This is a genomic window from Aeromonas sp. FDAARGOS 1409 (genome assembly GCF_019048705.1).
GTDB classification, from domain to species: Bacteria; Pseudomonadota; Gammaproteobacteria; order Enterobacterales; family Aeromonadaceae; genus Aeromonas; species Aeromonas sanarellii.
Genome location: NZ_CP077395.1, coordinates 3,217,163 through 3,242,782 on the forward strand (window position 1 = coordinate 3,217,163; position 25,620 = coordinate 3,242,782).

Here is a 25,620-nt window from a genome sequence, read left to right on the forward strand (position 1 = left end):
CACCGAGTCGAGATGGAAAAAGGCGCCGAAAGGCGCCTTTTTTATTGGTTTTCTGTCATCAGCACGCTCAGCCCGGCTCAGCCCGGCTCAGCCCGGCTCAGCCCGGCTCGGCCAGGGGCAGGCGCATATAGACTGCGCCCTCCCCATACTCTGCCAGCGACTTCTCCGTGGCGGCGGGAACAAACCCCTGCTTGTGCCAGAAGGCCGGGGCATCCTGTACCGCCACCAGACCCGCATGGCGGTAACCCTCTCGGCTCGCGAAATCCAGCGCCGTGGCGAGGAGGCGTTGACCCACCCCTATGCCGCGCGCCTCGGGGGCGACGGCGAGATCGTGCAGATAGAACTCCTCGTCACCAGCCAGTCCCTGCATGGGCACCGAGAGGGGCGGGGGTTGGTGGGCACGCCAGGGGTGGCAGAGCAGGTAGCCCTGCACCTTGCCCCTGTGCTCGGCGACCCAGCAGCAGGCCGGGGCCAGCTCGGTCTTGTTCTGCATCACCTCGAGAGGCTCGGGATCGAACAGGTGATAGCACTGGTGCTGGATGGCCATGATGGCGGGCCAGTCGAGGGCCCGGATGGTGCGGATGTTAATCATAACCTGTGGCGCTATTGCGGTGGGCCAATCCATGACGGGACACCAAAATAGCATAAGGTGCTGATTAGTTGAATCGGAATGGTTTATATGACGCCCTTATAGGTTCAGCGAACGGCTTCCTTGCTCACCACCTTGATCAGTCGGTAGCGCAGAGAGGAGGCATCCGCCGGCACATCGGTCAGCTGCTCCTTGGTGACTTCCAGCTGATAACGGTAGCCGGGCTCGAAGGTGAAGCCCTCGATCTGCTGATAGAAGAGGCTCCAGCTCTCGCCGGGCTGGCCGCGCACCTGCATGCATTTCATGGGGGCGACACCGATGCAGTCGGCGAGTTTGTCCTGGACATAGAGGGTCTCGGTGGTCGGGGTGCTCTGGCAGGCGCTGAGCAACAGGGTGGAACAGAGTAGCAGGGGGGCTTTCATCAGGGTCTCTCCTTGGTGCGAAAGGGCGCGATTAAAGCGGCAAATAAAAAGGCGGTCAATGACCGCCTTTGTAACAAACCATGTCGGTACGCCGGATCAGCGTTGGTCGAGCGGGGTGAACTCGCGCTGCGGCAGACCGGTGTAGAGCTGGCGCGGGCGGCCGATCTTCTGGTCCGGGTCGGAGTGCATCTCGTTCCAGTGGGCAATCCAGCCGATGGTACGGGAGATGGCGAAGATCACGGTGAACATGGACATGGGGATGCCGATGGCCTTCATGATGATGCCGGAGTAGAAGTCCACGTTCGGGTAGAGCTTCTTCTCGATGAAGTAGGGGTCGGACAGCGCGATGCGCTCCAGCTCCATGGCCACGTCCAGCAGCGGATCCTTGATCTGCAGCTCGGTCAGTACCTCGTGGCAGGTTTCGCGCATCACGGTGGCACGGGGGTCGTGGTTCTTGTAGACCCGGTGGCCGAAGCCCATCAGGCGGAAGGGGTCGTTCTTGTCCTTGGCCTTGGCGATGTACTCGGGGATGCGATCCACGGAGCCAATCTCCTCGAGCATCTTGAGGCAGGCTTCGTTGGCACCGCCGTGGGCCGGACCCCACAGGGAGGCGATCCCCGCGGCGATACAGGCGAACGGGTTGGCACCGGAGGAGCCGGCCAGACGCACGGTGGAGGTGGAGGCGTTCTGCTCATGATCCGCGTGCAGGGTGAAGATGCGGTCCATGGCGCGTTCGACGATGGGGTTGACCTTGTACTCTTCGGTCGGCACGCCAAACATCATGTGCAGGAAGTTGCCTGCATAGGAGAGGGCGTTGCGCGGCTGCATGAAGGGCTGGCCGATGGAGTACTTGTAACACATGGCGGCCAGGGTCGGCATCTTGGAGAGCAGACGGAAGGCACAGATCTCGCGATGCTCCTCGTTGTTGATGTCGAGGGCATCGTGATAGAAGGCGGACAGCGCGCTGACCACACCGCACATGACGGCCATGGGGTGTGCGTCGCGACGGAAGCCACGGAAGAAGAAGGCGATCTGCTCGTGCACCATGGTGTGGCGAGTCACCAGACGCTCAAACTCCGCGTATTGGGTCTTGGTGGGGGCTTCGCCGTACAGCAGGATGTAGCAGACTTCGAGGTAGCTGGCCTGGGTGGCCAACTGGGCGATGGGGTAACCGCGGTGCAGCAAGACACCCTGGTCGCCATCGATGTAGGTGATGGAGGATTTGCAAGAACCGGTGGCCATGAAGCCGGGGTCGAAGGTGAAGTACCCTTGCGCGCCCAGCTTTCTGACATCGATCACATCGGGTCCAACGGTACCGGACAGGATCGGTAGTTCAACCGGCTCTTTTCCGGGCAGATGTAAGGTGGCTATCTTATCAGCCATAGCACGTCTCCTTTGCTCTTTTATAATTTGGTTCCAGCCCTACTTTATTACGACTTTCATGACGCTGGCAAAGGTTCTTACCCGTACCACGGCGGCTGGAGCGCCCTATTTGAACCAGAGAACCACAGCTTTGTCAATTTTGCTGGAGGATCATTAATGACTTGTTAAAGCTGTTGTGGGATCTGGTTTACGGTTTTGGATTTTCTGTGTAGCTATTTGATTGTCATTGGTTAAGGCCGCCGATATACTGCGCCACGTGGGTGATGGTCGTCGGTGTTTGAAACGCTTTCGCAAAGCCAGATGTGATATCTAAAATGTTATTTTTGGCTTTCCTGAGTTGTTTTGGTAACAAAAACCTAACAAATGCCACTCCTAGCCCTCAAAGCGTGTGAAAACAATAACTAACGTGCTCAATGGAGCTGAGTGGGCAAAGCCGTGAAAAACAAACAGAGACCTGTAAACCTCGACCTACAGACGATCAGCTTTCCTGTCACCGCCATCGCTTCCATCTTGCACCGTGTCTCAGGGGTCATCACCTTTGTGGCATTGGCCATCTTGCTGTGGATGCTTGGTACTTCACTCGCCTCTCCCGAAGGATTTGAATCTGTCGTTGCCATCATGGACAACGTCCTAGTCAAGTTCGTGCTGTGGGGGATCCTGACCGCGCTGGCCTACCACATCGTGGGCGGTCTGCGTCACCTGGTCATGGACATGGGCTATTGGGAAGAGCTGGAATCCGGTAATCAGAGCGCCCGCGTGGCCTTCGTGATCACCGCGGTTTTGGCGGTATTGGCGGGGGTGCTGGTATGGTAACCAATTCTGCAACTTTCGGGCGCAGCGGCGTTCACGATTACATTCTGATCCGCGCTACCGCCCTCATCATGACGTGCTACGTCCTCTATCTGGTGGGTTTCGTCGCGTTCAACGACATCACCTACGAGGTGTGGACCGGCTTCTTCGCCAACACCTTCACCAAGGTCTTTACCCTGCTGACGCTCCTGTGCGTATTGATCCACGCCTGGATCGGTCTGTGGCAGGTGCTGACCGACTATATCAAGCCGGTCGGGCTGCGCGGTGCGCTGCAGTTCGTGCTGGTGGTGGTGCTGTTTGTCTATGTGATGACGGGTTTCGTCGTGCTGTGGGGTGTGTAAGGTGACTATTCCAACTCGTGAATTTGATGCGGTCGTGATCGGTGCCGGTGGTGCCGGCATGCGCGCCGCGCTGCAGATTGCCCAATCCGGCAAGAGCTGCGCACTGCTTTCCAAGGTTTTCCCGACTCGTTCCCACACGGTCTCCGCCCAGGGCGGGATCACGGTCGCCCTGGGCAATGCCCACGACGACAACTGGCAGTGGCACATGTACGACACCGTCAAGGGCTCCGATTACATCGGTGATCAGGAAGCCATCGAGTACATGTGCAAGACCGGCCCCGAGGCCATCTATGAACTGGAGAACATGGGCCTGCCCTTCTCCCGTTTTGACAACGGTACCGTCTACCAGCGTCCCTTCGGCGGTCAGTCCAAGAACTTCGGCGGTGAGCAGGCCGCCCGTACCGCGGCGGCGGCCGACCGTACCGGCCACGCCCTGCTGCACACGCTTTATCAGCAGAACGTCAAGAACCAGACCACCGTCTTCTCCGAGTGGTATGCCCTGGATCTGGTGAAGAACCAGGACGGCCACGTGGTGGGTTGCACCGCCATCGACATGGAGAGCGGCGAGGTCGTCTACTTCAAGGCCAAGGCCACGGTGCTCGCCACCGGCGGCGCCGGTCGCATCTATCAGTCCACCACCAACGCCCACATCAACACAGGTGACGGCGTCGGCATGGCGCTGCGTGCCGGGGTCGGCGTGCAGGACATGGAGATGTGGCAGTTCCATCCCACCGGCATCGCCGGGGCAGGGGTGCTGGTGACCGAAGGGTGCCGCGGGGAAGGCGGCTACCTGCTGAACAAGGACGGCGAGCGCTTCATGGAGCGTTATGCGCCGAACGCCAAGGATCTCGCCGGTCGCGACGTGGTGGCCCGCTCCATCATGATCGAGATCCGCGAAGGCCGCGGCTGCGACGGTCCGTGGGGCCCGCACATCAAGCTCAAGCTGGATCACCTGGGCAAGGACGTACTCGAATCCCGCCTGCCGGGCATCTGCGAGCTCTCTCGCACCTTTGCCCACGTGGATCCGGTCAAGGAACCCATCCCCATCATCCCGACCTGCCACTACATGATGGGCGGCGTGCCGACCAACGTGAACGGCCAGTGCCTGACCCAGGACAAGAACGGCAACGACGTGCCGGTGGTCGGTCTGTTCGCGGTAGGGGAGATCGCCTGCGTGTCCGTGCACGGTGCCAACCGCCTCGGCGGCAACTCCCTGCTGGATCTGGTGGTGTTCGGTCGTGCCGCCGGCATGCACCTGGTCAACACCCTGGGTGAGATGGATCACGGTCGCGATGCCTCCGAGTCTGATCTTGATGCCGCCCTGGCCCGCTTCAACCGCTGGGAAAATACCCGCAGCGGCGAAGATCCGGTGCAGATCCGCAAGGACCTGCAGCGCTGCATGCAGAACAACTTCTCCGTGTTCCGTGAAGGGGATGCCATGGCCGAAGGGCTCGAGGAGCTCAAGGTCATTCGCGAGCGCCTCAAGTCCGCCCGTCTGGACGACACCTCCAGGGAGTTCAACACCCAGCGCATCGAGTGCCTGGAGCTGGACAACCTGATGGAAACGGCGTTTGCCACCGCGGTGGCGGCGAACTTCCGCACCGAGAGCCGGGGCGCCCACTGCCGCTTCGACTTCCCGGATCGCGACGACGAAAACTGGCTGTGCCACAGCCTCTATCATCCGGACACCGAGTCCATGACCCGTCGCGCTGTCAACATGTCACCCAAGACCCGTGAGGCGTTCCCGCCCAAGGTCCGGACTTACTGATTGCGGAGCCAGCACAATGAACGTCACATTCTCTGTCTACAGATACAATCCGGACGTTGATAACGTCCCGCATATGAAGGAATATCGTCTTGATATTCCTGAAGGTTCCGACATGATGGTGCTCGACGCACTGATCCAGCTCAAGGAGCTGGATCCCACGCTCGCCTTCCGCCGCTCCTGCCGCGAAGGGGTCTGTGGATCAGACGGTCTCAACATGAATGGCAAGAACGGTCTTGCCTGTATCACCCCGCTCTCCGATCTGCTGAAGAAGGGCAACAAGGTCGTCATCCGGCCCTTGCCCGGTCTGCCGGTGATCCGGGATCTGGTGATCGACATGACCCAGTTCTACACCCAGTGGGAGAAGGTCAAACCCTTCCTCATCAACGATGACAAACTGCCGCCCGTGCGTGAGCACCTGCAATCCCCCGAAGAGCGCGCCAAGCTGGACGGCCTGTACGAGTGCATTCTCTGTGCCTGCTGCTCCACCTCTTGCCCCTCCTTCTGGTGGAACCCGGACAAGTTCATCGGTCCGGCCGGTCTGCTCGCCGCCTATCGCTGGCTGGCAGACAGCCGCGACACCGCCGCGACCGAGCGACTGGGCAACCTGGACGACGCCTTCAGCGTGTTCCGCTGCCACGGCATCATGAACTGCGTGAACGTCTGTCCCAAGGGCTTGAATCCGACCAAGGCCATCGGTCAGATCAAGTCGATGCTGCTCAACCGGGCTGTTTAGTATCAGGGCCAGGGCGCCACGCGCCGGGCCCGACCTCTGGATAGCCATCCCGTCCCTGGTGGGATGGCTATGACCCTACAAGCTGCGCTGCAGTGAACAAGATGTACAAGGGATAGAAATGCATAACGGCGTGATGAAGGCCTGGTTGGAGTCATCTCACCTGGCTGGTGCGAATGCAAGCTACATTGAGGATTTGTACGAATCCTTCCTGGAAAACCCCGACTCCGTGGCCGACGAGTGGCGCAGCCTGTTCCAGGCGCTGCCCCAGGTCAATGGACATGCAGTCGAACAACCCCACTCCCAGGTCCGCGACTATTTCCGCCGCCTGGCCAAGGAACCCTCCCGTTACAGCGCCCCCGTCTCCGATCCCCAGGTGGATGCCAAGCAGGTCCGCGTACTGCAACTGATCAACGCCTTCCGTTTCCGTGGCCATCAGAATGCCAATCTGGATCCCCTGGGTCTGTGGCAGCGCGAACCGGTCGCCGAGCTCGATCCCGCGTTTCACAACCTGCAGGGGGCCGACATGGAGGCCACCTTCAACGTGGGCTCCTACGCCATCGGTCGCGAGACCATGGTGCTCTCCGAACTCTACGCCTCGCTCAAGAAGACCTACTGCAGCAGCATAGGTGCCGACTACATGCACCTCACCTCCACCGAGGAGAAGCGCTGGCTGCAGGACAGGCTCGAATCCATCGAAGGGAAGGGCAGCTACAGCATCGAGGAGAAGACCCGCTTCCTCGAGAGCCTGACCGCCGCCGAAGGGCTGGAAAAATACCTGGGTGCCAAGTTCCCTGGGGCCAAGCGTTTCTCCCTGGAAGGGGGCGATGCCATGGTGCCCATGCTCAAAGAGCTCATTCGCCGCGCCGGTGAGCAGGGCTGCAAGGAGGCCGTCATCGGCATGGCCCACCGCGGTCGCCTGAACGTGCTGATCAACGTGCTGGGCAAGCGCGCCCAGGACCTGTTTGACGAGTTTGCCGGCAAGCACGGGGAATCCTGGGGCACCGGGGACGTGAAGTACCACATGGGCTTCTCCTCCGACTTCGCCACCCCGGGTGGCAACGTCCACCTGGCGCTCGCCTTCAACCCGTCCCACCTCGAGATCGTCAACCCCGTGGTCATCGGCTCCGTGCGTGCCCGCATGGACAGACGCGGCGACAAGGACGGCTCCAGTGTCCTGCCCATCACCATCCACGGCGACTCCGCCATCGCGGGGCAGGGGGTAGTGGCCGAGACCTTCAACATGTCCCAGACCCGTGCCTATGGCGTGGGCGGGACTGTGCGCATCGTCATCAACAACCAGGTGGGCTTCACCACCTCCTATCAGCGTGACCTGCGCTCCACCGAATATTGCACCGACATCGCCAAGGCGGTGCAGGCGCCTGTGCTGCACGTCAACGGGGACGACCCGGAAGCCGTGGTGCTGGTGACCCAGATTGCCCTGGATTATCGCAACACCTTCAAGCGCGACGTGGTGATCGAGCTGGTCTGCTACCGTCGTCACGGCCACAACGAGGCCGACGAGCCGAGCGCGACCCAGCCCCTGATGTACCAGAAGATCAAGCAGCACCCGACCCCGCGCAAGATCTACGCCGATCAGCTGATCGCCGAAGGCAGCATCACGCCGGAGCTGGCCACCACCCTGGTGAACGACTATCGCGACACCCTGGATCGGGGCGAGCGGGTGAGCAAGGAGTGGCGCCCCATGGAGCTGCACTCCGTGGACTGGACCCCGTATCTGGGTCACGACTGGGCCATGGCCTATGACAGCACAGTGCCCATGGATCACTTGAAGGCCCTGGGCGAGCGCATCAGCCAGTACCCGGCCACCCATGTGCTGCAGCGCCAGGTCGAGAAGATCTACGAAGACCGCCGCCTGATGGCCGCCGGCGAGAAGCTGGTGGACTGGGGCTTTGCCGAGACCCTGGCCTACGCCACCCTGGTGGACAAGGGGTCCCGCATTCGCTTCACCGGCGAAGACTCCGGCCGTGGCACCTTCTTCCACCGTCACGCCGTGCTGCACAGCCAGACCGATGCCAGCACCTACACCCCGCTGTGCAACCTGCACGACGAGCAGGGTCCGTTCGAGATCTACGACTCCGTGCTGACCGAGAACGCTGTGTTGGCGTTTGAATATGGCTACGCCAGCGCGGAGCCGGCAGGCCTCACCATCTGGGAAGCCCAGTTCGGCGACTTCGCCAACTGCGCCCAGGTCGTGGTGGACCAGTTCCTCTCCTCCGGCGAGCAGAAGTGGGGCCGGATGTGCGGCCTGACCATGCTGCTGCCCCACGGCTACGAGGGCCAGGGCCCGGAGCACTCCTCCGCCCGTCTGGAGCGCTATCTGCAGATGTGCGCCCAGCACAACATGCAGGTGTGCGTGCCCTCCACCCCGGCGCAGGTGTTCCACATGCTGCGTCGCCAGGTGGTGCGCCCCATGCGCCGTCCGCTCATCGTGATGACGCCGAAATCCCTGCTGCGCCACCCGCTGGCGGTGAGCAAGCTCGAAGAGCTGGCACAAGGCACCTTCCAGAACGCCATCGGCGAGATCGATGCGTTGGATCCGAAGGGCGTCAAGCGCGTGGTGTTCTGCTCCGGCAAGGTCTACTACGACCTGCTCGATGCCCGTCGCAAGGCGGAGCAGCAGGACGTGGCCCTGGTGCGGATCGAGCAGCTCTATCCCTTCCCGGAAGAGGAAGTGCGCACCATCCTGGCCGACTACAGCCATGTCACCGACTTCGTCTGGTGTCAGGAAGAGCCGCAGAACCAGGGCGCCTGGTACAGCACCCGTCATCACTACGACAGCGTGCTGCCAAGCCATGCCCGTCTGCGTTACGCCGGTCGCCCGGCCTCGGCCTCACCGGCCGTCGGTTACATGTCCGTCCACGCCAAGCAGCAGAAAGCCCTGGTGGAAGACGCGCTGACCCTGGAATAAACGAGTTGCGGATGAGGGGGCCCGTGTCGGGACCCTCTCTGACCTGGAACAAGCCTGCTGGCCAAGAAGTAACAAGGAACTGATTACATGACTATCGAGATCAAGGTACCGGACCTGCCGGAATCCGTGGCGGATGCCACCATCGCGACCTGGCACAAGAAACCGGGTGATCTGGTTGCCCGCGACGAAGTGCTGGTTGACATCGAAACCGATAAAGTCGTGCTGGAAGTGCCCGCGCCGGAAGCCGGCGTGCTGGGCGACATCCTGCAGAGCGAAGGGGCCACCGTGCTCTCCCGTCAGCTGATCGCCATGCTCAAGCCTGCCCCCGTGGCCGGCGAAGAGACCAAGGAGAAGCCGGTGGAGGCCGTGGCCGATGACGCCGGCGAGGGGTTGAGCCCCTCCGTGCGCCGTCTGGTGGCCGAGCACGACATCGACGTGGCCAAGCTGACCGGTACCGGCAAGGGCGGTCGCGTCACCAAGGAAGACGTGGAAGCCTTCATCAAGAACCTGGGCAAGCCGGCAGCCCCCGTCGCCGCCGTGGCAGCCGCACCGGTTGCGCCCATTGCCCCCCTGGCCGGTCGCACCGAGAAGCGCGTGCCCATGACCCGTCTGCGCAAGCGCATCGCCGAGCGTCTGCTGGAGGCCAAGAACACCACCGCCATGCTGACGACCTTCAACGAGATCAACATGGCGCCCATCATGAAGCTGCGCAAGCAGTACGGCGAGATCTTCGAGAAGAAGCACGGCATCAAGCTCGGCTTCATGTCCTTCTATGTGAAGGCGGTGGTCGAATCCCTCAAGCGCTACCCGGAAGTGAACGCGGCGCTGGACGGTGACGACATCGTCTACCACAACTACTTCGACGTCAGCATCGCCGTCTCCACCCCCCGCGGTCTGGTGACCCCGGTGCTGCGCGACTGCGACAGCATGAGCCTGGCGGACATCGAGAAGGCCATCAAGGATCTGGCCGGCAAGGGCCGTGACGGCAAGCTGACCGTGGACGAACTGACCGGCGGCAACTTCACCATCACCAACGGTGGCGTGTTCGGCTCCCTGATGTCCACTCCCATCATCAACCCGCCCCAGAGCGCCATTCTGGGCATGCACAAGATCCAGGACCGTCCCATGGCCGTCGACGGCAAGGTCGAGATCCTGCCGATGATGTACCTGGCGCTCTCCTACGATCACCGCATCATCGACGGCCGCGAGTCCGTGGGCTTCCTGGTCTCCGTCAAGGAGCTGCTGGAAGATCCGACCCGTCTGCTGCTGGATGTCTGAGCAACTGACTGAAAGATAACGAGGGGCCGCCCAGGCCCCCATTCACAGGGGATTGAGAAACACGAGCCCCGGACGGAAATACCTACAACACGGATAGAGCATCTATGAATCTGCATGAATATCAGGCAAAACAGCTGTTTGCCGAGTATGGCCTGCCGGTCTCCGAAGGTTATGCCTGCGCTACCCCGCAGGAAGCGGCCGAAGCGGCCGACAAGATTGGCGGCAACACCTGGGTCGTCAAGTGCCAGGTCCACGCCGGTGGCCGCGGCAAGGCGGGTGGCGTCAAGCTGGCCAAGAGCAAGGACGAGATCCGCGCCTTCGCGCAAGCTTGGCTCGGCAAAAACCTGGTGACCTACCAGACTGACGCCAACGGTCAGCCTGTCACCAAGATCCTGGTTGAATCCTGCACCGACATCGCCAAGGAGCTCTACCTGGGCGCCGTGGTTGACCGTGGCTCTCGCCGCGTGGTCTTCATGGCCTCCACCGAAGGTGGCGTGGAGATCGAGAAAGTCGCCCACGAAACCCCGGAACTCATTCACAAGGCCGCCATCGATCCCCTGGTAGGCCCGCAGCCCTATCAGGCCCGTGAGCTGGCCTTCAAGCTGGGTCTGGTCGGAGATCAGATCAAGCAGTTCACCAAGATCTTCATGGGTCTGGGCCAGATGTTCCTGGACTGCGACTTCGCCCTGCTGGAGATCAACCCCCTGGTCATCACCGACAAGGGCAACCTGCACTGCCTGGACGGCAAGATCAACATCGACGCCAACGCCCTGTATCGCCAGCCCAAGCTGCGCGAGATGCACGATCCGTCCCAGGATGACCCCCGCGAAGCGCACGCCGCCCAGTGGGAGCTGAACTATGTGGCGCTCGACGGCAACATCGGCTGCATGGTCAACGGCGCGGGCCTGGCCATGGGTACCATGGACATCGTCAACCTGCACGGCGGCTCACCGGCCAACTTCCTGGACGTCGGCGGCGGCGCCACCAAGGAGCGCGTGACCGAGGCTTTCAAGATCATCCTGTCCGACAGCAAGGTACAAGCCGTGCTGGTCAACATCTTCGGCGGCATCGTGCGCTGCGACATGATCGCGGAAGGCATCATAGGTGCTGTGAAGGAAGTGGGGGTGAAGGTGCCCGTGGTGGTGCGTCTGGAAGGCAACAATGCCGAACTGGGTGCCCGTAAACTGGCCGACAGCGGCCTCAATATCATCGCCGCAACGAGTCTGACTGACGCAGCTCAGCAAGTGGTAAAAGCAGCGGAGGCCAAATAATGAGCGTTCTGATCAACAAAGACACCAAGGTGATCTGCCAGGGCTTTACCGGCGGTCAGGGTACCTTCCACTCCGAGCAGGCCATCGCCTACGGTACCCAGATGGTCGGTGGCGTCTCCCCGGGCAAGGGTGGCACCACCCACCTGGGCCTGCCGGTGTTCAACACCGTCCGTGACGCCGTGGAAGCCACCGGCGCCACCGCCTCCGTCATCTATGTTCCGGCCCCGTTCTGCAAGGACGCCATCCTGGAAGCCATCGATGCCGGCATCAAGCTCATCGTCACCATCACCGAAGGCATCCCGACCCTGGACATGCTGGACGTCAAGGTGAAACTGCAGGAAACCGGCGTGCGCATGATCGGGCCGAACTGCCCGGGCGTCATCACCCCGGGTGAGTGCAAGATCGGCATCATGCCCGGCCACATCCACAAGCCGGGCAAGGTGGGCATCGTCTCCCGCTCCGGCACCCTGACCTATGAAGCGGTCAAGCAGACCACGGACGAGGGTTTCGGCCAGTCCACCTGCGTCGGTATCGGTGGCGACCCCATCCCGGGCTCCAACTTCATCGACATCCTCGAGATGTTCCAGAACGATCCGCAGACCGAAGCCATCGTGATGATCGGCGAGATCGGCGGCAACGCCGAGGAAGACGCGGCTGCCTACATCAAGGCCCACGTCACCAAGCCGGTGGTCTCCTACATCGCGGGTGTCACAGCCCCGGCTGGCAAGCGCATGGGTCATGCGGGCGCCATCATCGCCGGTGGCAAGGGCACAGCGGCCGAGAAATTTGCCGCCTTGGAAGATGCCGGCGTGAAAACCGTACGGTCGCTTGCCGATATCGGCAAGGCCCTGCGTGAAGTGACCGGCTGGTAAGATGTTCTAGCCCATTCTCACCGAGAGAAAAATGCCGGCCCTGGGGCCGGCATTTTTTATGGTCCTGGGTTTCCATGCCGCTGGGTGCCAACAGATATCATGCCTCGTTCTATCGGTGGAGCTCGACCTGCATGGGGCCGGAATGAGAGTGCAAACGCCGGTTCGATGGATCATTGCCTGAAGTGCGGGTGGAAGAGGCCCCGGGGAAGCGGCCAGGGCTGTGCACTTATTCGGTTAAAACAGAGATGTCCTGCTGACCATGCTGCGGCATGGTGGCGGCAAAGTTGTTGCGACCTCCTCCCTTGCCGTAAGCAGGCTCCATTCCTCCTGATGGGAGGGCACCTCCAGCTGCGGGTGCTTCTCCCGGGATCACCGAGGAGGAGCAGGACGTGAGCAATAGCGATGCCGCTATCAGCAATGCAAGTTTCAACGTTTTCATGACAACGTCCTCTGTCCAGCTAATGGGCTGGACTTCGAGTTATCAGTTTAGTTCCTGTTGAGGGGTCACAATGCACCCGCGGTGACACTAACCCTAGTCGTTTGAGGCTTGCTGATGGGGATCTCTTATGAAATCAACGGCAAGAACGTCATGGCAAATTTGCCAAAAAATGCGATGAAATGATTAAAGGTGGATCCATTGTACCACTTTGGATGTCGGCGCCGGTCAACCCAGCCTGCGCAGGCTTAGTGCCGATGGGTGTTGGGCTTGACCCTCTGCCTTGAAAAATCGGGCCATAGGGCGTATAACCACGCGCTTGTCAGTGTATTTAGCGAGCCTTCTATGCAAACTCCTTTTTGGCAGGAAAAGACCCTGCAGCAGATGACCATGGCCGAGTGGGAGTCCCTGTGCGACGGCTGCGGCAAGTGCTGCCTGAACAAGCTGATCGACGAGGACACCGAGGAGCTGGTGTTCACCAACGTGGCCTGCAACCTGCTCAATACCAAGACCTGCCAGTGCTCCGACTACGTCAACCGCTTCAAAAAAGAGCCGGACTGCCTGCAGATCACCCACGACAAGATCGCCGAGTTCAACTGGTTGCCTTCGACCTGCGCCTACCGCCTGCTGGCGGAAGGGCAGAGCCTGCCCGAGTGGCATCCGCTCATCACCGGCAACCGCAGCGCCATGCACCAGGCCGGCCAGTCGGTACGCGGCAAGGTGGTGCACGAAGCCTATGCCGGTGACTGGGCCGACCATATCATCACCTGGGCCAGCTAAGCGGCTGCTCAGGTCATCCACAGCATCTATTTGCCACAGGGGCAGGGGAGGAGACTCTTCTGCCCCTGTGGCATTCAGTGGTCACGACGACGAACAGGGTTGTGACTCTCATCCTGGTCCTCGCAGCATCCCGTGGCTGAGTGAAAGGCAGCTTCCTCCCTGCCTCCCCTTGATAATGGGGAAGGGATAAAAGAACAGATGCCTCTCAGCCTCCTAGTCGGCAGGCCAGGGTGAGCAGGCATAAAAAAACCGGCGCCTGGGCGCCGGTTTTTGTTCACCGAGACTCTATTACAGAGAGGCGGTGAAGGTACGGGTGATGACGTCTTGCTGTTGTTCCTTGGTCAAGGAGTTGAAGCGAACGGCATAACCGGATACGCGGATGGTCAACTGCGGATATTTCTCCGGGTTTTCCATGGCGTCCAGCAGCATTTCACGGTTCATCACGTTGACGTTCAGGTGCTGACCACCTTCCAGGTTGGCTTCGTGGTGGAAGTAACCATCCATCAGGCCGGCCAGGTTGGCTTTCTGGGCTTCCATGTCTTTGCCCAGGGCATTCGGCACGATGGAGAAGGTATAGGAGATACCATCTTTGGCGTAGGCGAACGGCAGCTTGGCAACGGAAGTCAGGGAAGCAACGGCACCCTTCTGATCACGACCGTGCATCGGGTTGGCACCCGGGCCGAACGGCGCACCGGCGCGACGACCATCCGGGGTGTTACCTGTCTTCTTGCCGTACACCACGTTGGAGGTGATGGTCAGCACGGACTGGGTCGCCACGGCGCCGCGGTAGGTGTTGAGCTTCTGAATCTTCTTCATGAAGCGCTCGACCAGGTCGCAGGCGATGTCATCGACGCGAGCGTCGTTGTTGCCGAACTGCGGGTACTCGCCTTCGATCTCGAAGTCGATGGAGACGCCATCGGCATCACGTACCGGCTTGACCTTGGCATACTTGATGGCAGACAGGGAGTCAGCGGCTACGGACAGACCGGCGATACCACAGGCCATGGTGCGATAGACGTCACGGTCGTGCAGCGCCATCAGAGAGGCTTCGTAGCTGTACTTGTCGTGCATGTAGTGGATGATGTTCAGCGCGGCGACGTATTGCTTGGCCAGCCAGTCCATGAAGTGATCCAGTCTGTCCATCACGTCGTTGTAGTCGAGGTACTCGGAGGTGACCATTTCGGTCTTCGGACCGACCTGGATCTTGAGCTTCTCGTCCATACCACCGTTGATTGCATACAGCATGGTCTTGGCCAGGTTGGCACGGGCACCGAAGAACTGCATCTGTTTGCCGACGATCATCGGGGACACACAGCACGCGATGGCGTAGTCATCGTTGTTGAAGTCCGGACGCATCAGGTCGTCGTTCTCGTACTGAACGGAAGAGGTCTCGATGGATACCTTGGCGCAGTACTTCTTGAAACCGACCGGCAGCTTCTCGGACCACAGGATGGTCAGGTTCGGCTCGGGGGACGGGCCCATGGTGTACAGGGTGTTCAGCATACGGAAGCTGTTCTTGGTGACCAGGGTACGGCCATCAACGCCCATACCAGCCAGGGTCTCGGTAGCCCACATCGGGTCGCCGGAGAACAGTGAATCGTATTCCGGGGTACGCAGGAAGCGAACCATACGCAGCTTCATGACCATGTGGTCCATCAGCTCCTGGGCTTCTTGCTCGGTGATCAGGCCTTTCTTCAGATCACGCTCGATGTAGATGTCCAGGAAGCTGGAGGTACGACCGAAGGACATGGCGGCACCGTTCTGGGACTTGACTGCTGCCAGGTAGGCGAAGTAGGTCCACTGGACGGCTTCTTTGGCGTTTTTGGCCGGTACGGAGATATCGCAACCGTACTTGGCAGCCATCACCTTCATCTGTGCCAGGGCACGGTGCTGCTCGGAGATCTCTTCGCGCAGACGGATGGTGGCTTCCAGGTTGACACCGTTTTCCAGGTCGGCCTGCAGGGACTTGAACTGGGCCAGTTTGTCGGCCATCAGGAAGTCGATACCATACAGGGCAACACGACGGTAGTCACCGATGATACGGCCACGGCCGTAGGCATCCGGCAGACCGGTGATGACGCCGGACTTGCGGCAGTTCAGGATGTCTTTGGTGTAAACGTCAAACACGCCCTGGTTGTGAGTCTTGCGGTACTCGGTGAAGATCTTCTCGACCATGGGGTCAAGCTGGCGACCGTACACTTCGCAAGAGGTCTTGACCATCTTGATACCGCCGTTGGCGATGATGGCGCGCTTGAGCGGCTTGTCAGTCTGCAGACCGACGATCTGCTCCAGGCTCTGGTCGATATAGCCGGCATCGTGAGCGGTAATGGTGGAGGGCAGGTCGGTATCAAAATCGACCGGCGCGTGAGTGCGGTTCTCGATCTTGATGCCTTCCATGACCTTGTCCCACAGCTTGGTGGTGGCTTCGGTCGCACCAGCCAGGAAGGACTCGTCACCTTCATACGGGGTGTAGTTCTTCTGGATGAAGTCACGGGTGTTGACAGAGGTCTGCCATTCACCGGCTGCGAAGCCTTCCCATGCTTTTTGGAACTGTTCGTTAAGTTCTGCCATTTTCATTACCTCTCAAGGTATTTATGTGTCTGCCGCCATCCTTAATGATGGCGACGGAAGATAAACCAGTAAGTCAGCCCAACCATTACGCCACCACCAATGATATTACCTATGGTGACAGGGATGAGGTTGTGCAGGACGAAGTTGGACACGGTCAGGTCGGCAAAGGTCGCCGGATCCTGGCCGATGGCCTGCCAGAATTCCGGGCTCGCGACGCTGTGGATGGCGATACCGACCGGGATCATAAACATGTTTGCGATGCTGTGCTCGAAACCGGAGGCCACGAACATGGCGACGGGGAGCAGCATCACCATCACCTTGTCGGTGGCGCTGCGGGCGCCGAAGGCCATCCACACGGCGAGACACACCATGAGGTTGCAGAGGATGCCGAGGGCCACGGCCTCGAAGAAGGTGTGGTGGATCTTGTGCTGGGCCACTTTCATGGCGTTCAGCCCCCACTGGCCATCCGCCGCCGTGTATTCCGCCGACATGATGATGAGCCCGACGATGATGAGTCCGCCGATGAGGTTGCCGAAGTAGACCAGTCCCCAGTTCTTGAGCAACTGGGCCCAGCTGATTCGATTGGCCGCCTTGGCCACCAGGGTCAGGGTGGTGGAGGTGAACAGCTCGGCACCGAGCAGCACACAGAGGATGAGGCCGAGGGAGAAGCAGAGACCACCGACCAGCTTGGCCATACCCCAGGACATGCCGCTTGAGCCGGTAGTGACGGTGATATAGAAGACGAAGGCGATGGCGATGAAGGCGCCTGCCGTGATGGCCAGAGGAATAGTCTTGTATGCGGGCTTGGTGGCCTTGGCATAGGTAATGTCTTCGGCCAGTGCGGCGATGGCTTCGGGCTTGAGACAATCAAAGGGTGATTCTGCTTTCAATTCTCATGTACCTGCATATTTTGCCTGTGGAAATCATAACAAAGGGGCAGATCCCCAAAATTGACTCCGATCAAGAATTACAGATTGTGAATGTAATTTTACTACAGGATTTTTCGTCGTCCGGAAGCTTCTCTTTACACCAGGTTTCAGGTGAAACAGAAGTGAAGCATTTATTAATATTCTGATTTTTAAGAACTTATAAACGGCATCTCTAAAAAAGTACCGGCAAGGCACCTTTGCGGAACCCCTGCACCATGGGCATCAAATTAACAACCCCCTAAGAGGTATTTTTTGTCTTTTATTTCATCTTTGAATAAAGGCCAGCCAAAGCGTAGACCATAAAAAAGAAGGGGCCATAAGGCCCCTTCGTCACACTAGCATATCAGTTCCAGGTATGGATTCGTTTGGCTTTTTGCAATTTCTCGTAAGCGGCCAGCAGTTTCTGGTGCAGCGGGAACTGGGAGAGTGACAGGTCGGCGGCTTCCAGACCGTGGAAGCGCGCCTCGCCGCGGGCATTGGCCCAGGCCTGCGCCAGGGTCTCTTCCCCGAACATGCGGGCGAATACCGGGCGGTATTGCTCGGGGTCGCGATCCTCGTCCAGGAACAGCTCGACGCAGGCGCGCAGGGCGCGGTAGTAAGCGGCGCGATCGGCCGGGAATACCGACTGGTTGAACTCCATGGTCCAGTCGATGAGATCCAGGGCGCTCTCCAGCTCACCGGCGGCCAGCGCCAGCATGGCTTTCAGCTCGCCCACGCGCAGGGTGTGCAGGGCGGTGCCCTTGGCGGCGGCGATGCCGAGCAGCTCGCGCACCCGGGTCCGCTCGTCGTGACCCTCTTCATCCAGCTGATCGAACAGCGCCATGTACTGCTCCGCGTCCCACTTAAGCGACGGCAGCGCCAGTATGGTTTCCCGCAGGTGGGCGCCCATGGTGTTGTTGGCCAGCAGCAGATCTTCAACCGGATAGATGTCGGACATGCCGGGCACCAGGATGCGGCAGGCATAGACGCCGAGGTGTTCGTAATCGGCGATATAGACCGGCTGCTCCAGCTCGTGGAAGATGCCGATCAGGTGGTCGAACTCCTCCTGGGAGCTGCCGCGGAAGTCCCAGTCGGCAAACTCGAAGTCGGACTCCTGCTTGAACAGATCCCAGCTGATGAGGCCGGAGGAGTCGATGAAGTGGGTCTCCAGGTTGTGGTGGTCTGCCACCTGCTCGTTGTCGAATGACGGCGGCACGAAGACGTCCAGATCCTTGAGGCTGCGGCCTTGCAGCAGCTCGGTGACGGTGCGCTCGAAGGCCACTTCGAAGCGCGGGTGGGCGCCGAAGGAGGCGAAGCAGGTGCCGTTGCTCGGGTTGAGCAGCACCACGCAGATGACCGGATAGCGGCCACCCAGGGAGGCATCGAAGCTGTAGATGGGGAAGCCTTCGGCCTCCAGCGCATCGATGGAAGCCTTGATGCCGGGGTAGCGGGCGATGACCTCGCTCGGGATCTCCGGCAGGCTGATGGCCTCGGCGATGATCTTGTTCTTCACGTGGCGCTCGAACACCTCGGACAAACCCTGGGTGCGGGCCTCGGTCTTGGTGTTGCCGGCGCTCATGCCGTTGGAGACATAGAGGTTGCCCACTATGTTCATCGGGATGTAGACGGTCTGGTGATCGGACTGGCGCTCGAAGGGGAGGGCGACGATGCCACGCTCCTCGTTGCCTGATTGCAGATCCACCAGCATGTCGGCGGTCACTTCTCCGTCCGGGTTGTAGAACTTGCGGGTGAAGGGGTCGAGCAGGCCGGCGGGCAGTTGAGCCCCCTCGATGGGGAACCACTTCTCGTTCGGGTAGTGGACGAAGTCGCCATTGGCAACCTGTTCCCCCAGATAGAAGTCGGCGAAGAAGTAGTTGGTGGAGAGACGCTCGAAATATTCGCCAAGGGCCGAGGCCAGTGCCGCCTTCTTGCTGGCGCCCTTGCCGTTGGTGAAGCAGAGGGAGCATTCCTTGTCCCGGATGTGCACGGACCAGACGTTGGGCACGGGGTTGAGCCAGGAGGCCTCCTCGATATCAAACCCCAGGGCTTGCAGCTTGGTCTGGAAGCGTTCGATGGAGTCTTCCAGCGCCGCGTCCTTGCCGGGAATAAAAGTGTGGTCGGTCATCACAATATCCTGATTCTTATGGGCTCATGTTTGGACGCAGATAATAGCATGAGTGACGGGGAAAGCGGCCAGGGCAATGCGGTCGCGTCGCGCGCTTGCACGGCGCCAGGGTGATGATGGATTCATCGCTAAGGGGGAGGCACATCAGTTTTTCTGAAGTGCCTTAAGAGAAAGTCGATTTGATTGCGTGAAGGCTTCTTCCATCATGGCGCCTCGTCTGGTGGCGAGGGCTGCCCCTCGCCACCCCGTGTTTTCTCGTTATTGGTCATCGTTTGCTGACCGGGAGTCGCCATGTCCTTCATGATCCCCCGTATTGCCCCTGACGTCGCCCACCTGGTGTCCGGATTCAGAGCACTCAGTATTTTGGTGGAGACTCCTGGGGTGACGCACCCCGAGGTCGGCGCCGCCGCCCTGGCGCGGGCGTGCAAGGCCGTGCAGGCAGGGGAGGCACCCTGGGCTCAGGCGCATCTGTCTGCCTGGGACGAGGTGTTCAAGTCGTTTGGTGCCAAACCCCAGCGTACCCCCTGTTCGGCGCAGGCACTGCGCAAGCGGGTGCTGCGCGATGGCGTCATGCCCAGCATCGATCCCGTGGTCGATCTCTACAACGCGGTGAGCATCGAATATGCCATTCCTGTGGGTGGGGAAAATCTGGCGGCCTATGAAGGGGAGCCCCGCTTGGTGATCGCCGATGGCAGCGAACGCTTTGACACCATAAAGGAAGGGCTGCCAGCCCAGGAGAGGCCTGAGCCCGGGGAAGTGGTGTGGCGGGACGACAGAGGGGTGACCTGTCGCCGCTGGAACTGGCGTCAGGGGGTCCGTACCCGGCTCAGTGTGGAGTGCGGGCAGATGTGGTTCATCCTGGAGAGCCTGCCATCCATGCCGCTGGCTGCGTTGCACCAGGCCGGAGATCGGTTGATCGAGGGGTTGCTGCAGATGATGCCGCAGGCCCGGATCGAGAGAACCCTGATAGGTGAGCCTGGTGGGGCATGACCAGCGCTTCTCTTGCCGCTCACTGGTAAGAGAGATGTCTCTCACAAGCCGCGGGGGTCTGCTTTGACCGCCCGCGGCTTGTTGTGGTTTTTCGAGTTTTCCTTCGTGGGCAGCGCCGCGGCTCAACCGATCAGCTTCAACCCCAGAATGCCGCCGATGATCAGCAGCAGGCAGAGCACCCGGGCAAGGGTGGCCGGCTCGTTGAACAGCCAGATCCCCATCAGCACGGTGCCGACCGCGCCTATGCCGGTCCAGACCGCGTAGGCGGTGCCGAGCGGCAGTTGCTTGACCGCCATGGCGAGCAGCAGCACGCTTACGGCCATGGCACTCAGGGTCAGTAGGGTGGGGAGAGGGCGGCTGAAGCCGTCGGTGTACTTGAGGCCGATGGCCCAGGCGACCTCGAACAGGCCGGCCAACAGCAGGAGCAACCAGGACATAAGGCAGGTTCCGCAGGGAGCAGGGTCGTCCCTGCGCATCAGGAGGCCTCGGGGTCGTCCCCGAGGGGCAGCGGGGCTGCCGGTCGGTCTCAATGATGCCCCAAGTCGTGGCGGGATGCCAACCGGCCGCTCGCAGGCCGGCCAGGCTGGCGGATATTGCAACGAACGGCACAGAATATTGCGCAATTCGACTTGCGCCCGCCGTCACAATCCGTAATGTGGACAGACACATTCTTCGCAACCCATATTTTGTGAACACCTTGTAAACGGCCTGCGCCGGGCGAGGGGCACGGGTGCAACACACGGTTTCTATAGCAGCTATCCAGGGTAGGACATTATGAAAAAAGTAGGTTTGGTCGGTTGGCGTGGCATGGTGGGTTCGGTCCTGATGAGCCGGATGCAGGAAGAGAAGGATTTTGCCCGCATTCAACCCACCTTCTTCACCACCTCCCAGGCCGGTGAGGCCGCCCCCAACTTCGGCGTCGATGCCGGCATCCTGCAGGATGCCTTCGACATCGAGGCACTGGCCGCACAGGACGTCATCATCACCGCCCAGGGCGGCGACTACACCAAGGATGTCTATCCGCGCCTGAAAGCCGCCGGCTGGCAGGGCTACTGGATCGACGCCGCCTCCTCCCTGCGCATGGAGAAGGACGCGGTCATCATCCTGGATCCGGTCAACGGTGACGTCATCGAGCGGGCGCTGGATGACGGCGTCAAGACCTTCGTCGGCGGCAACTGTACCGTCAGCCTGATGCTGCTGGCCCTGGGCGGTCTGTTCAAGGCCGATCTGGTGGAGTGGGTGAGCGTGGCCACCTATCAGGCGGCTTCCGGCGGGGGCGCGCGCCATATGCGCGAGCTGGTTACCCAGATGGGGCTTCTACGTGATGAAGTGGCGGTGGAGCTGGCGGATCCCGCCTCCGCCATCCTCGACATCGAGCGCAAGATCACCGAGAAGACCCGCTCCGGCACCCTACCGGTGGACAACTTCGGCGTGCCGCTGGCCGGCGGCCTCATCCCCTGGATCGACACCAAGCTCGACAACGGCCAGAGCCGCGAGGAGTGGAAGGGCCAGGCCGAGACCAACAAGATCCTTGGGCTAGAAGACGCCGCCATTCCGGTTGATGGTCTGTGCGTGCGCATCGGCGCCCTGCGCTGCCACAGCCAGGCGTTCACCATCAAGCTGAAGAAGGATGTGCCGCTGGCCGAGATCGAAACCCTGCTGGCTGCCCACAACGACTGGGTCAAGGTGATCCCCAACGATCGCGACATCACTGCCCGCGAGCTGACCCCGGCCGCCGTCACCGGCACCCTCAGCATCCCGGTGGGTCGTCTGCGCAAGCTCAACATGGGGCCGGAATACCTGGCCGCCTTCACCGTGGGCGACCAGCTGCTGTGGGGCGCAGCCGAACCGCTGCGCCGCATGCTCAACATCCTGTTGGCCCGCTGAGCATAGGCCGCGAGCAAGTCCCCGAAGCACAGCAAGGAAGGCCTGGCCTTTCTTGTTGTGTGAGGCGGCAAGGCCAATAAAAAAACGGCATCCCTGCAGGATGCCGTTTTTCAATTTATCCAGTCTGACTCTTACATGTTCTGTGCTTCGTTTGGCACGATGACAGAGGCGTGATTTCCTTTCGGCCCCTGCTGCAGTTCAAAATTGACTGCCTGACCCGCTTTCAGGGTCTTGTAACCTTCCATTTGAATCGTGGAGTAGTGAGCGAAGATATCTTCACCACCGCCTTCCGGACAGATAAACCCAAATCCTTTTGCGTTGTTGAACCACTTGACTGTTCCGGTTGCCATACATCTACATCCTTTTATTGATTACCCTGAAGTCGTTGAGTAACCTGCGCCGGCCTTATATAACTAGGGCATGACCCCATAGCAGACGGGCGCCGATTAGCAAGTAACCAATCTAGTCCAACTTTTAAGCGAGTCAAGAAGTTGTTAACAACCGATGTGATCTGGTTAACAAGTCTATTGACAATCGAGAACGAGACGGTAGTAATCTAGAGGTACCAAAGCACAATTATGAGCAAGCAGAAAGAACTCTTTGCTAATGAAGAGATTGCAGAAGCAGAGAAAACGAAGCTGCAACCGCCACCCATGTACAAGGTTGTCCTGAACAACGATGACTACACACCGATGGAGTTCGTGGTGGAGGTGCTGCAAAGGTTCTTTGGTATGGATCTGGAGAAGGCCACTCAGGTGATGCTGAGCGTGCATTATAGTGGTAAGGGAGTCTGCGGCACCTTTACCGCCGAAATTGCCGAAACCAAGGTGGTCCAGGTCAACACCTATTCACGTAACAACGAACATCCACTGCTATGTACCATGGAAAAGGCTTGAAGCTGATGACTTGATGGCGATAACGACACCGCATTGTTGCTGTACTGAGGGGAGGTGCCTATGTTGAACAAAGATCTAGAAAAGACGCTGAACGAGGCTTTCAAGCTGGCCCGTGACGAGCGCCACGAATTCATGACCGTCGAGCACCTGTTGTTAGCCCTGCTGGATAACAGCTCAGCCCATGAGGCGCTGAGTTCATGTGGTGCGGACGTGGAGCAGATGCGCAAGGAGATCCGCGCATTCATCAATCAAACGACCCCGCTCATTCCCCGTGATGATGAAGACAGGGAAACCCAGCCGACCCTGGGCTTCCAGCGCGTGCTGCAACGGGCCGTGTTCCATGTCCAGTCCTCCGGCAACACCGAGGTGAGCGGTGCGAATGTGCTGGTCGCCATCTTCAGCGAGCAGGAGTCCCAGGCGGCCTATTTCCTGAAAAAGGCCGAAGTCAGCCGACTCGATGTGGTGAACTTCCTCTCCCACGGGGTGCGCAAAGACAGCAAGCCCGAGAGTGGTGGCGGCAATGCCGAGTCCGACGATGAGGTCTCTTCCGCCCAGATCGAGAGTTTTGCCACCAACCTCAACCAGCTGGTACTGGAGGGGCGTATCGATCCGCTCATCGGCCGCGATCAGGAGCTCAACCGCACCATTCAGGTGCTGTGCCGCCGTCGCAAGAACAACCCGCTGCTGGTGGGGGAGGCCGGGGTGGGCAAGACAGCCATCGCCGAGGGGCTGGCCTATCGCATCGTCAAGGGCGATGTGCCCGAGGTGATCGCGGGCAGCACCATCTATTCCCTGGACATGGGCTCCCTGCTGGCGGGGACCAAATACCGCGGTGACTTCGAGAAGCGCCTCAAGGTGCTGCTCAAGCAGATTGAGCGCCAGGAAGGGGCCATCCTCTTCATCGACGAGATCCACACCATCATAGGGGCAGGGGCAGCCTCCGGCGGCCAGCTGGATGCGGCCAACCTCATCAAGCCGCTGCTCTCCAATGGCTTGCTGCGCTGTGTAGGCTCGACCACCTACCAGGAATATTCCCAGATCTTCGAGAAAGACCGTGCCCTGGCCCGTCGATTCCAGAAGATCGACATCGTCGAGCCGAGCCTGGATGACACGACCCGCATCCTGATGGGGCTCAAGAGCCGTTATGAGTCTCACCATGGCGTGCGCTATACCGTCAAGGCGATCCGTGCCGCGGTGGAGCTCTCCGCCAAGTACATCAATGATCGCCACCTGCCGGACAAGGCCATCGACGTGATCGACGAGGCGGGGGCTGGGCAACGCCTGCTGCCGGTCAGCAAGCGCAAGAAGGTGATCAATGTGCCGGAAATCGAGGCCATCGTTGCCAAGATTGCCCGCATTCCCGAAAAGTCCGTCTCCTCTTCCGACAAGGAAGTGCTGAAGAACCTGGAGCGCAACCTCAAGATGGTGGTGTTCGGCCAGGACAAGGCCATCACGGTATTGACCGATGCCATCCGCCTGTCCCGCTCCGGCCTTGGCAACGAGCGCCGTCCCGTCGGCTGCTTCCTGTTTGCCGGCCCGACCGGGGTGGGCAAGACCGAGGTCACCCAGCAACTGGGCAAGGCGCTCGGGGTCGAGGTGCTGCGTTTCGACATGTCGGAGTACATGGAGCGTCACACCGTCTCCCGCCTGATCGGGGCGCCTCCCGGCTACGTGGGGTTCGAGCAGGGCGGCCTGCTGACCGACTCCGTGCTCAAGCACCCGCACTCGGTCGTGCTGCTTGACGAGATCGAGAAGGCGCACCCGGACGTGTTCAACCTGCTGCTGCAGGTGATGGACAACGGCACCCTGACGGACAACAACGGGCGCAAGGCCGATTTTCGCAACGTGATCCTGGTGATGACCACCAACGCAGGGGTGCAGGAGACCCAGCGCAAGTCCATCGGCTTCCAGCAACAGGACATGAGCCACGATGCCATGGCGGTGATCAACAAGACCTTCAGCCCGGAGTTTCGCAACCGGCTGGATCACATCATCTGGTTCAATCATCTGGACATGGCGGTGATCCATCAGGTCGTCGACAAGTTCATCGTCGAGCTGCAGGTTCAGCTGGACGCCAAGGGCGTCTCGCTCGAGGTATCGGAGGAGGCGCGCCACTGGCTGGCCGAGAAGGGCTATGATCGGGCAATGGGAGCCAGACCCATGGGACGGGTCATTCAGGAACACCTCAAGAAGCCTCTGGCCAACGAGATCCTGTTCGGTTCACTGGTCGATGGCGGTGTGGTGAGAGTCGAACTGGTGAACAACAGCCTCAGCTTTGATTTTCAGGTCAACGTTGAAGCTGTATCCCACTAACCTGTGCGAGTGCCAGCAATAGCAAAAAACCCCAACCGAGAGGCTGGGGTTTTTTGCTGAATTCCTGGCTTAGCGAGAGCGGAAAACAATACGTCCCTTGGAGAGATCGTACGGAGTCAGAGCCACCGTTACTTTGTCTCCAGTCAGGATACGGATGTAGTTTTTGCGCATCTTGCCGGAAATATGAGCGATAACCACGTGACCATTTTCCAGTTCCACACGGAACATGGTATTGGGCAAGGTTTCGAGAATGGTACCCTGCATCTCAATACTGTCTTCTTTAGCCATTGAATCCTCTTGATAAGCCACAACAAAAAA

At 60.2% G+C, this 25,620-nt stretch carries 23 protein-coding genes; 13 read left to right on the top strand and 10 right to left on the bottom strand.

The features are described from left to right. Window positions 1–97 precede the first annotated feature (97 nt). From I6L39_RS15170 to I6L39_RS15180, 3 genes are all read right to left on the bottom strand, one after another. Window positions 98–592, bottom strand: coding sequence for a GNAT family N-acetyltransferase (locus I6L39_RS15170; RefSeq protein ID WP_216990120.1), 495 nt, complete (start codon window positions 590–592; stop codon window positions 98–100). A 104-nt stretch (window positions 593–696) separates the two neighbouring features. Next, a complete protein-coding gene (locus tag I6L39_RS15175; protein ID WP_042075428.1) occupies window positions 697–1,011 on the bottom strand; it encodes a DUF4377 domain-containing protein in 315 nt (104 codons plus the stop codon). A 96-nt stretch (window positions 1,012–1,107) separates the two neighbouring features. Then, the gene (locus I6L39_RS15180; RefSeq protein WP_216990121.1) at window positions 1,108–2,394 is read right to left on the bottom strand and encodes a citrate synthase; all 1,287 of its coding nucleotides are present in this window, start codon (window positions 2,392–2,394) and stop codon (window positions 1,108–1,110) included. A gap of 423 nt (window positions 2,395–2,817) precedes the next feature. Between I6L39_RS15180 and sdhC the strand changes: the two genes are divergently transcribed. The 8 genes from sdhC (at window position 2,818) to sucD (ending at window position 12,396) form a co-directional block, all read left to right on the top strand. Further along, a complete protein-coding gene (sdhC, locus tag I6L39_RS15185) occupies window positions 2,818–3,207 on the top strand; it encodes a succinate dehydrogenase cytochrome b556 subunit (RefSeq protein WP_042075432.1) in 390 nt (129 codons plus the stop codon). Further along, window positions 3,201–3,545, top strand: coding sequence for a succinate dehydrogenase, hydrophobic membrane anchor protein (sdhD, locus tag I6L39_RS15190; RefSeq protein WP_042075434.1), 345 nt, complete (start codon window positions 3,201–3,203; stop codon window positions 3,543–3,545). Before sdhC ends, sdhD begins: the two co-directional genes overlap by 7 nt. 1 nt (window position 3,546) lies before the next feature. Beyond that, window positions 3,547–5,313, top strand: a complete 1,767-nt coding sequence (sdhA, locus tag I6L39_RS15195; RefSeq protein WP_042075436.1) for a succinate dehydrogenase flavoprotein subunit — start codon at window positions 3,547–3,549, stop codon at window positions 5,311–5,313. Between the two features lie 16 nt (window positions 5,314–5,329). Further along, window positions 5,330–6,046, top strand: coding sequence for a succinate dehydrogenase iron-sulfur subunit (locus I6L39_RS15200; protein ID WP_042075439.1), 717 nt, complete (start codon window positions 5,330–5,332; stop codon window positions 6,044–6,046). A gap of 118 nt (window positions 6,047–6,164) precedes the next feature. Further along, window positions 6,165–8,975, top strand: coding sequence for a 2-oxoglutarate dehydrogenase E1 component (gene sucA, locus I6L39_RS15205; RefSeq protein ID WP_209791999.1), 2,811 nt, complete (start codon window positions 6,165–6,167; stop codon window positions 8,973–8,975). An 87-nt stretch (window positions 8,976–9,062) separates the two neighbouring features. Next, window positions 9,063–10,253 (top strand): 2-oxoglutarate dehydrogenase complex dihydrolipoyllysine-residue succinyltransferase, encoded by a 1,191-nt coding sequence (gene odhB / locus I6L39_RS15210; protein ID WP_042075442.1) that lies wholly within the window; start codon window positions 9,063–9,065, stop codon window positions 10,251–10,253. Between the two features lie 104 nt (window positions 10,254–10,357). Then, window positions 10,358–11,524 carry an ADP-forming succinate--CoA ligase subunit beta gene (gene sucC / locus I6L39_RS15215; protein WP_042075444.1) on the top strand — a complete coding sequence of 389 codons (1,167 nt, stop codon included), beginning with the start codon at window positions 10,358–10,360 and terminating at the stop codon, window positions 11,522–11,524. Then, on the top strand, window positions 11,524–12,396 hold the full coding sequence (gene sucD, locus I6L39_RS15220) for a succinate--CoA ligase subunit alpha (protein ID WP_005300222.1): 873 nt from the start codon (window positions 11,524–11,526) through the stop codon (window positions 12,394–12,396). Before sucC ends, sucD begins: the two co-directional genes overlap by 1 nt. Window positions 12,397–12,622: 226 nt before the next feature. Here the strand turns inward: sucD and I6L39_RS15225 are convergent, their stop codons facing one another. Next, window positions 12,623–12,835, bottom strand: coding sequence for a hypothetical protein (locus I6L39_RS15225; protein ID WP_157005320.1), 213 nt, complete (start codon window positions 12,833–12,835; stop codon window positions 12,623–12,625). A 342-nt stretch (window positions 12,836–13,177) separates the two neighbouring features. On the opposite strand from I6L39_RS15225, the gene I6L39_RS15230 reads away from it, so the two are divergent. Further along, entirely contained in the window at window positions 13,178–13,612 is a 435-nt protein-coding gene (locus tag I6L39_RS15230) for a YcgN family cysteine cluster protein (protein ID WP_202040812.1), read from the top strand. A 288-nt stretch (window positions 13,613–13,900) separates the two neighbouring features. Here the strand turns inward: I6L39_RS15230 and pflB are convergent, their stop codons facing one another. From pflB to ycaO, 3 genes are all read right to left on the bottom strand, one after another. After that, a complete protein-coding gene (gene pflB / locus I6L39_RS15235) occupies window positions 13,901–16,183 on the bottom strand; it encodes a formate C-acetyltransferase (RefSeq protein WP_277856965.1) in 2,283 nt (760 codons plus the stop codon). 41 nt (window positions 16,184–16,224) lie between these two features. Continuing rightward, a complete protein-coding gene (focA, locus tag I6L39_RS15240; protein ID WP_200164719.1) occupies window positions 16,225–17,073 on the bottom strand; it encodes a formate transporter FocA in 849 nt (282 codons plus the stop codon). Window positions 17,074–17,455: 382 nt separating this feature from the next. Beyond that, entirely contained in the window at window positions 17,456–19,216 is a 1,761-nt protein-coding gene (ycaO, locus tag I6L39_RS15245) for a 30S ribosomal protein S12 methylthiotransferase accessory factor YcaO (protein ID WP_216990123.1), read from the bottom strand. A gap of 291 nt (window positions 19,217–19,507) precedes the next feature. Here ycaO and I6L39_RS15250 point away from each other — a divergent pair, with 291 nt between their 5' ends. Further along, complete coding sequence (locus I6L39_RS15250; protein WP_216990124.1) at window positions 19,508–20,206, top strand: B3/4 domain-containing protein; 699 nt, start codon at window positions 19,508–19,510, stop codon at window positions 20,204–20,206. Window positions 20,207–20,328: 122 nt separating this feature from the next. Here the strand turns inward: I6L39_RS15250 and sugE are convergent, their stop codons facing one another. Continuing rightward, window positions 20,329–20,643 carry a quaternary ammonium compound efflux SMR transporter SugE gene (gene sugE, locus I6L39_RS15255; protein ID WP_042075456.1) on the bottom strand — a complete coding sequence of 105 codons (315 nt, stop codon included), beginning with the start codon at window positions 20,641–20,643 and terminating at the stop codon, window positions 20,329–20,331. A gap of 337 nt (window positions 20,644–20,980) precedes the next feature. Between sugE and asd the strand changes: the two genes are divergently transcribed. Continuing rightward, window positions 20,981–22,093, top strand: a complete 1,113-nt coding sequence (gene asd, locus I6L39_RS15260) for an aspartate-semialdehyde dehydrogenase (protein ID WP_042075458.1) — start codon at window positions 20,981–20,983, stop codon at window positions 22,091–22,093. A 131-nt stretch (window positions 22,094–22,224) separates the two neighbouring features. On the opposite strand, the gene cspD is transcribed toward asd, so the two are convergent. Then, complete coding sequence (cspD, locus tag I6L39_RS15265) at window positions 22,225–22,443, bottom strand: cold shock-like protein CspD (protein ID WP_005300025.1); 219 nt, start codon at window positions 22,441–22,443, stop codon at window positions 22,225–22,227. A gap of 228 nt (window positions 22,444–22,671) precedes the next feature. Between cspD and clpS the strand changes: the two genes are divergently transcribed. Beyond that, a complete protein-coding gene (gene clpS, locus I6L39_RS15270) occupies window positions 22,672–22,989 on the top strand; it encodes an ATP-dependent Clp protease adapter ClpS (protein WP_005325410.1) in 318 nt (105 codons plus the stop codon). Window positions 22,990–23,049: 60 nt separating this feature from the next. After that, window positions 23,050–25,302, top strand: a complete 2,253-nt coding sequence (clpA, locus tag I6L39_RS15275) for an ATP-dependent Clp protease ATP-binding subunit ClpA (protein ID WP_216990125.1) — start codon at window positions 23,050–23,052, stop codon at window positions 25,300–25,302. A 69-nt stretch (window positions 25,303–25,371) separates the two neighbouring features. On the opposite strand, the gene infA is transcribed toward clpA, so the two are convergent. Further along, window positions 25,372–25,590, bottom strand: a complete 219-nt coding sequence (gene infA / locus I6L39_RS15280; RefSeq protein ID WP_005300033.1) for a translation initiation factor IF-1 — start codon at window positions 25,588–25,590, stop codon at window positions 25,372–25,374. Window positions 25,591–25,620 lie beyond the last annotated feature (30 nt).

Bases quoted from the DNA above. Each gene is read 5' to 3' on its own strand.
- I6L39_RS15170 (WP_216990120.1), bottom strand. From the start codon at position 592: ATGATTAACATCCGCACCATCCGGGCCCTCGACTGGCCCGCCATCATG.
- I6L39_RS15175 (WP_042075428.1), bottom strand. From the start codon at position 1,011: ATGAAAGCCCCCCTGCTACTCTGTTCCACCCTGTTGCTCAGCGCCTGC.
- I6L39_RS15180 (WP_216990121.1), bottom strand. From the start codon at position 2,394: ATGGCTGATAAGATAGCCACCTTACATCTGCCCGGAAAAGAGCCGGTT.
- sdhD (WP_042075434.1), top strand. From the start codon at position 3,201: ATGGTAACCAATTCTGCAACTTTCGGGCGCAGCGGCGTTCACGATTAC.
- I6L39_RS15200 (WP_042075439.1), top strand. From the start codon at position 5,330: ATGAACGTCACATTCTCTGTCTACAGATACAATCCGGACGTTGATAAC.
- sucA (WP_209791999.1), top strand. From the start codon at position 6,165: ATGCATAACGGCGTGATGAAGGCCTGGTTGGAGTCATCTCACCTGGCT.
- odhB (WP_042075442.1), top strand. From the start codon at position 9,063: ATGACTATCGAGATCAAGGTACCGGACCTGCCGGAATCCGTGGCGGAT.
- sucC (WP_042075444.1), top strand. From the start codon at position 10,358: ATGAATCTGCATGAATATCAGGCAAAACAGCTGTTTGCCGAGTATGGC.
- sucD (WP_005300222.1), top strand. From the start codon at position 11,524: ATGAGCGTTCTGATCAACAAAGACACCAAGGTGATCTGCCAGGGCTTT.
- I6L39_RS15225 (WP_157005320.1), bottom strand. From the start codon at position 12,835: ATGAAAACGTTGAAACTTGCATTGCTGATAGCGGCATCGCTATTGCTC.
- I6L39_RS15230 (WP_202040812.1), top strand. From the start codon at position 13,178: ATGCAAACTCCTTTTTGGCAGGAAAAGACCCTGCAGCAGATGACCATG.
- pflB (WP_277856965.1), bottom strand. From the start codon at position 16,183: ATGGCAGAACTTAACGAACAGTTCCAAAAAGCATGGGAAGGCTTCGCA.
- ycaO (WP_216990123.1), bottom strand. From the start codon at position 19,216: ATGACCGACCACACTTTTATTCCCGGCAAGGACGCGGCGCTGGAAGAC.
- I6L39_RS15250 (WP_216990124.1), top strand. From the start codon at position 19,508: ATGTCCTTCATGATCCCCCGTATTGCCCCTGACGTCGCCCACCTGGTG.
- sugE (WP_042075456.1), bottom strand. From the start codon at position 20,643: ATGTCCTGGTTGCTCCTGCTGTTGGCCGGCCTGTTCGAGGTCGCCTGG.
- asd (WP_042075458.1), top strand. From the start codon at position 20,981: ATGAAAAAAGTAGGTTTGGTCGGTTGGCGTGGCATGGTGGGTTCGGTC.
- cspD (WP_005300025.1), bottom strand. From the start codon at position 22,443: ATGGCAACCGGAACAGTCAAGTGGTTCAACAACGCAAAAGGATTTGGG.
- clpS (WP_005325410.1), top strand. From the start codon at position 22,672: ATGAGCAAGCAGAAAGAACTCTTTGCTAATGAAGAGATTGCAGAAGCA.
- clpA (WP_216990125.1), top strand. From the start codon at position 23,050: ATGTTGAACAAAGATCTAGAAAAGACGCTGAACGAGGCTTTCAAGCTG.
- infA (WP_005300033.1), bottom strand. From the start codon at position 25,590: ATGGCTAAAGAAGACAGTATTGAGATGCAGGGTACCATTCTCGAAACC.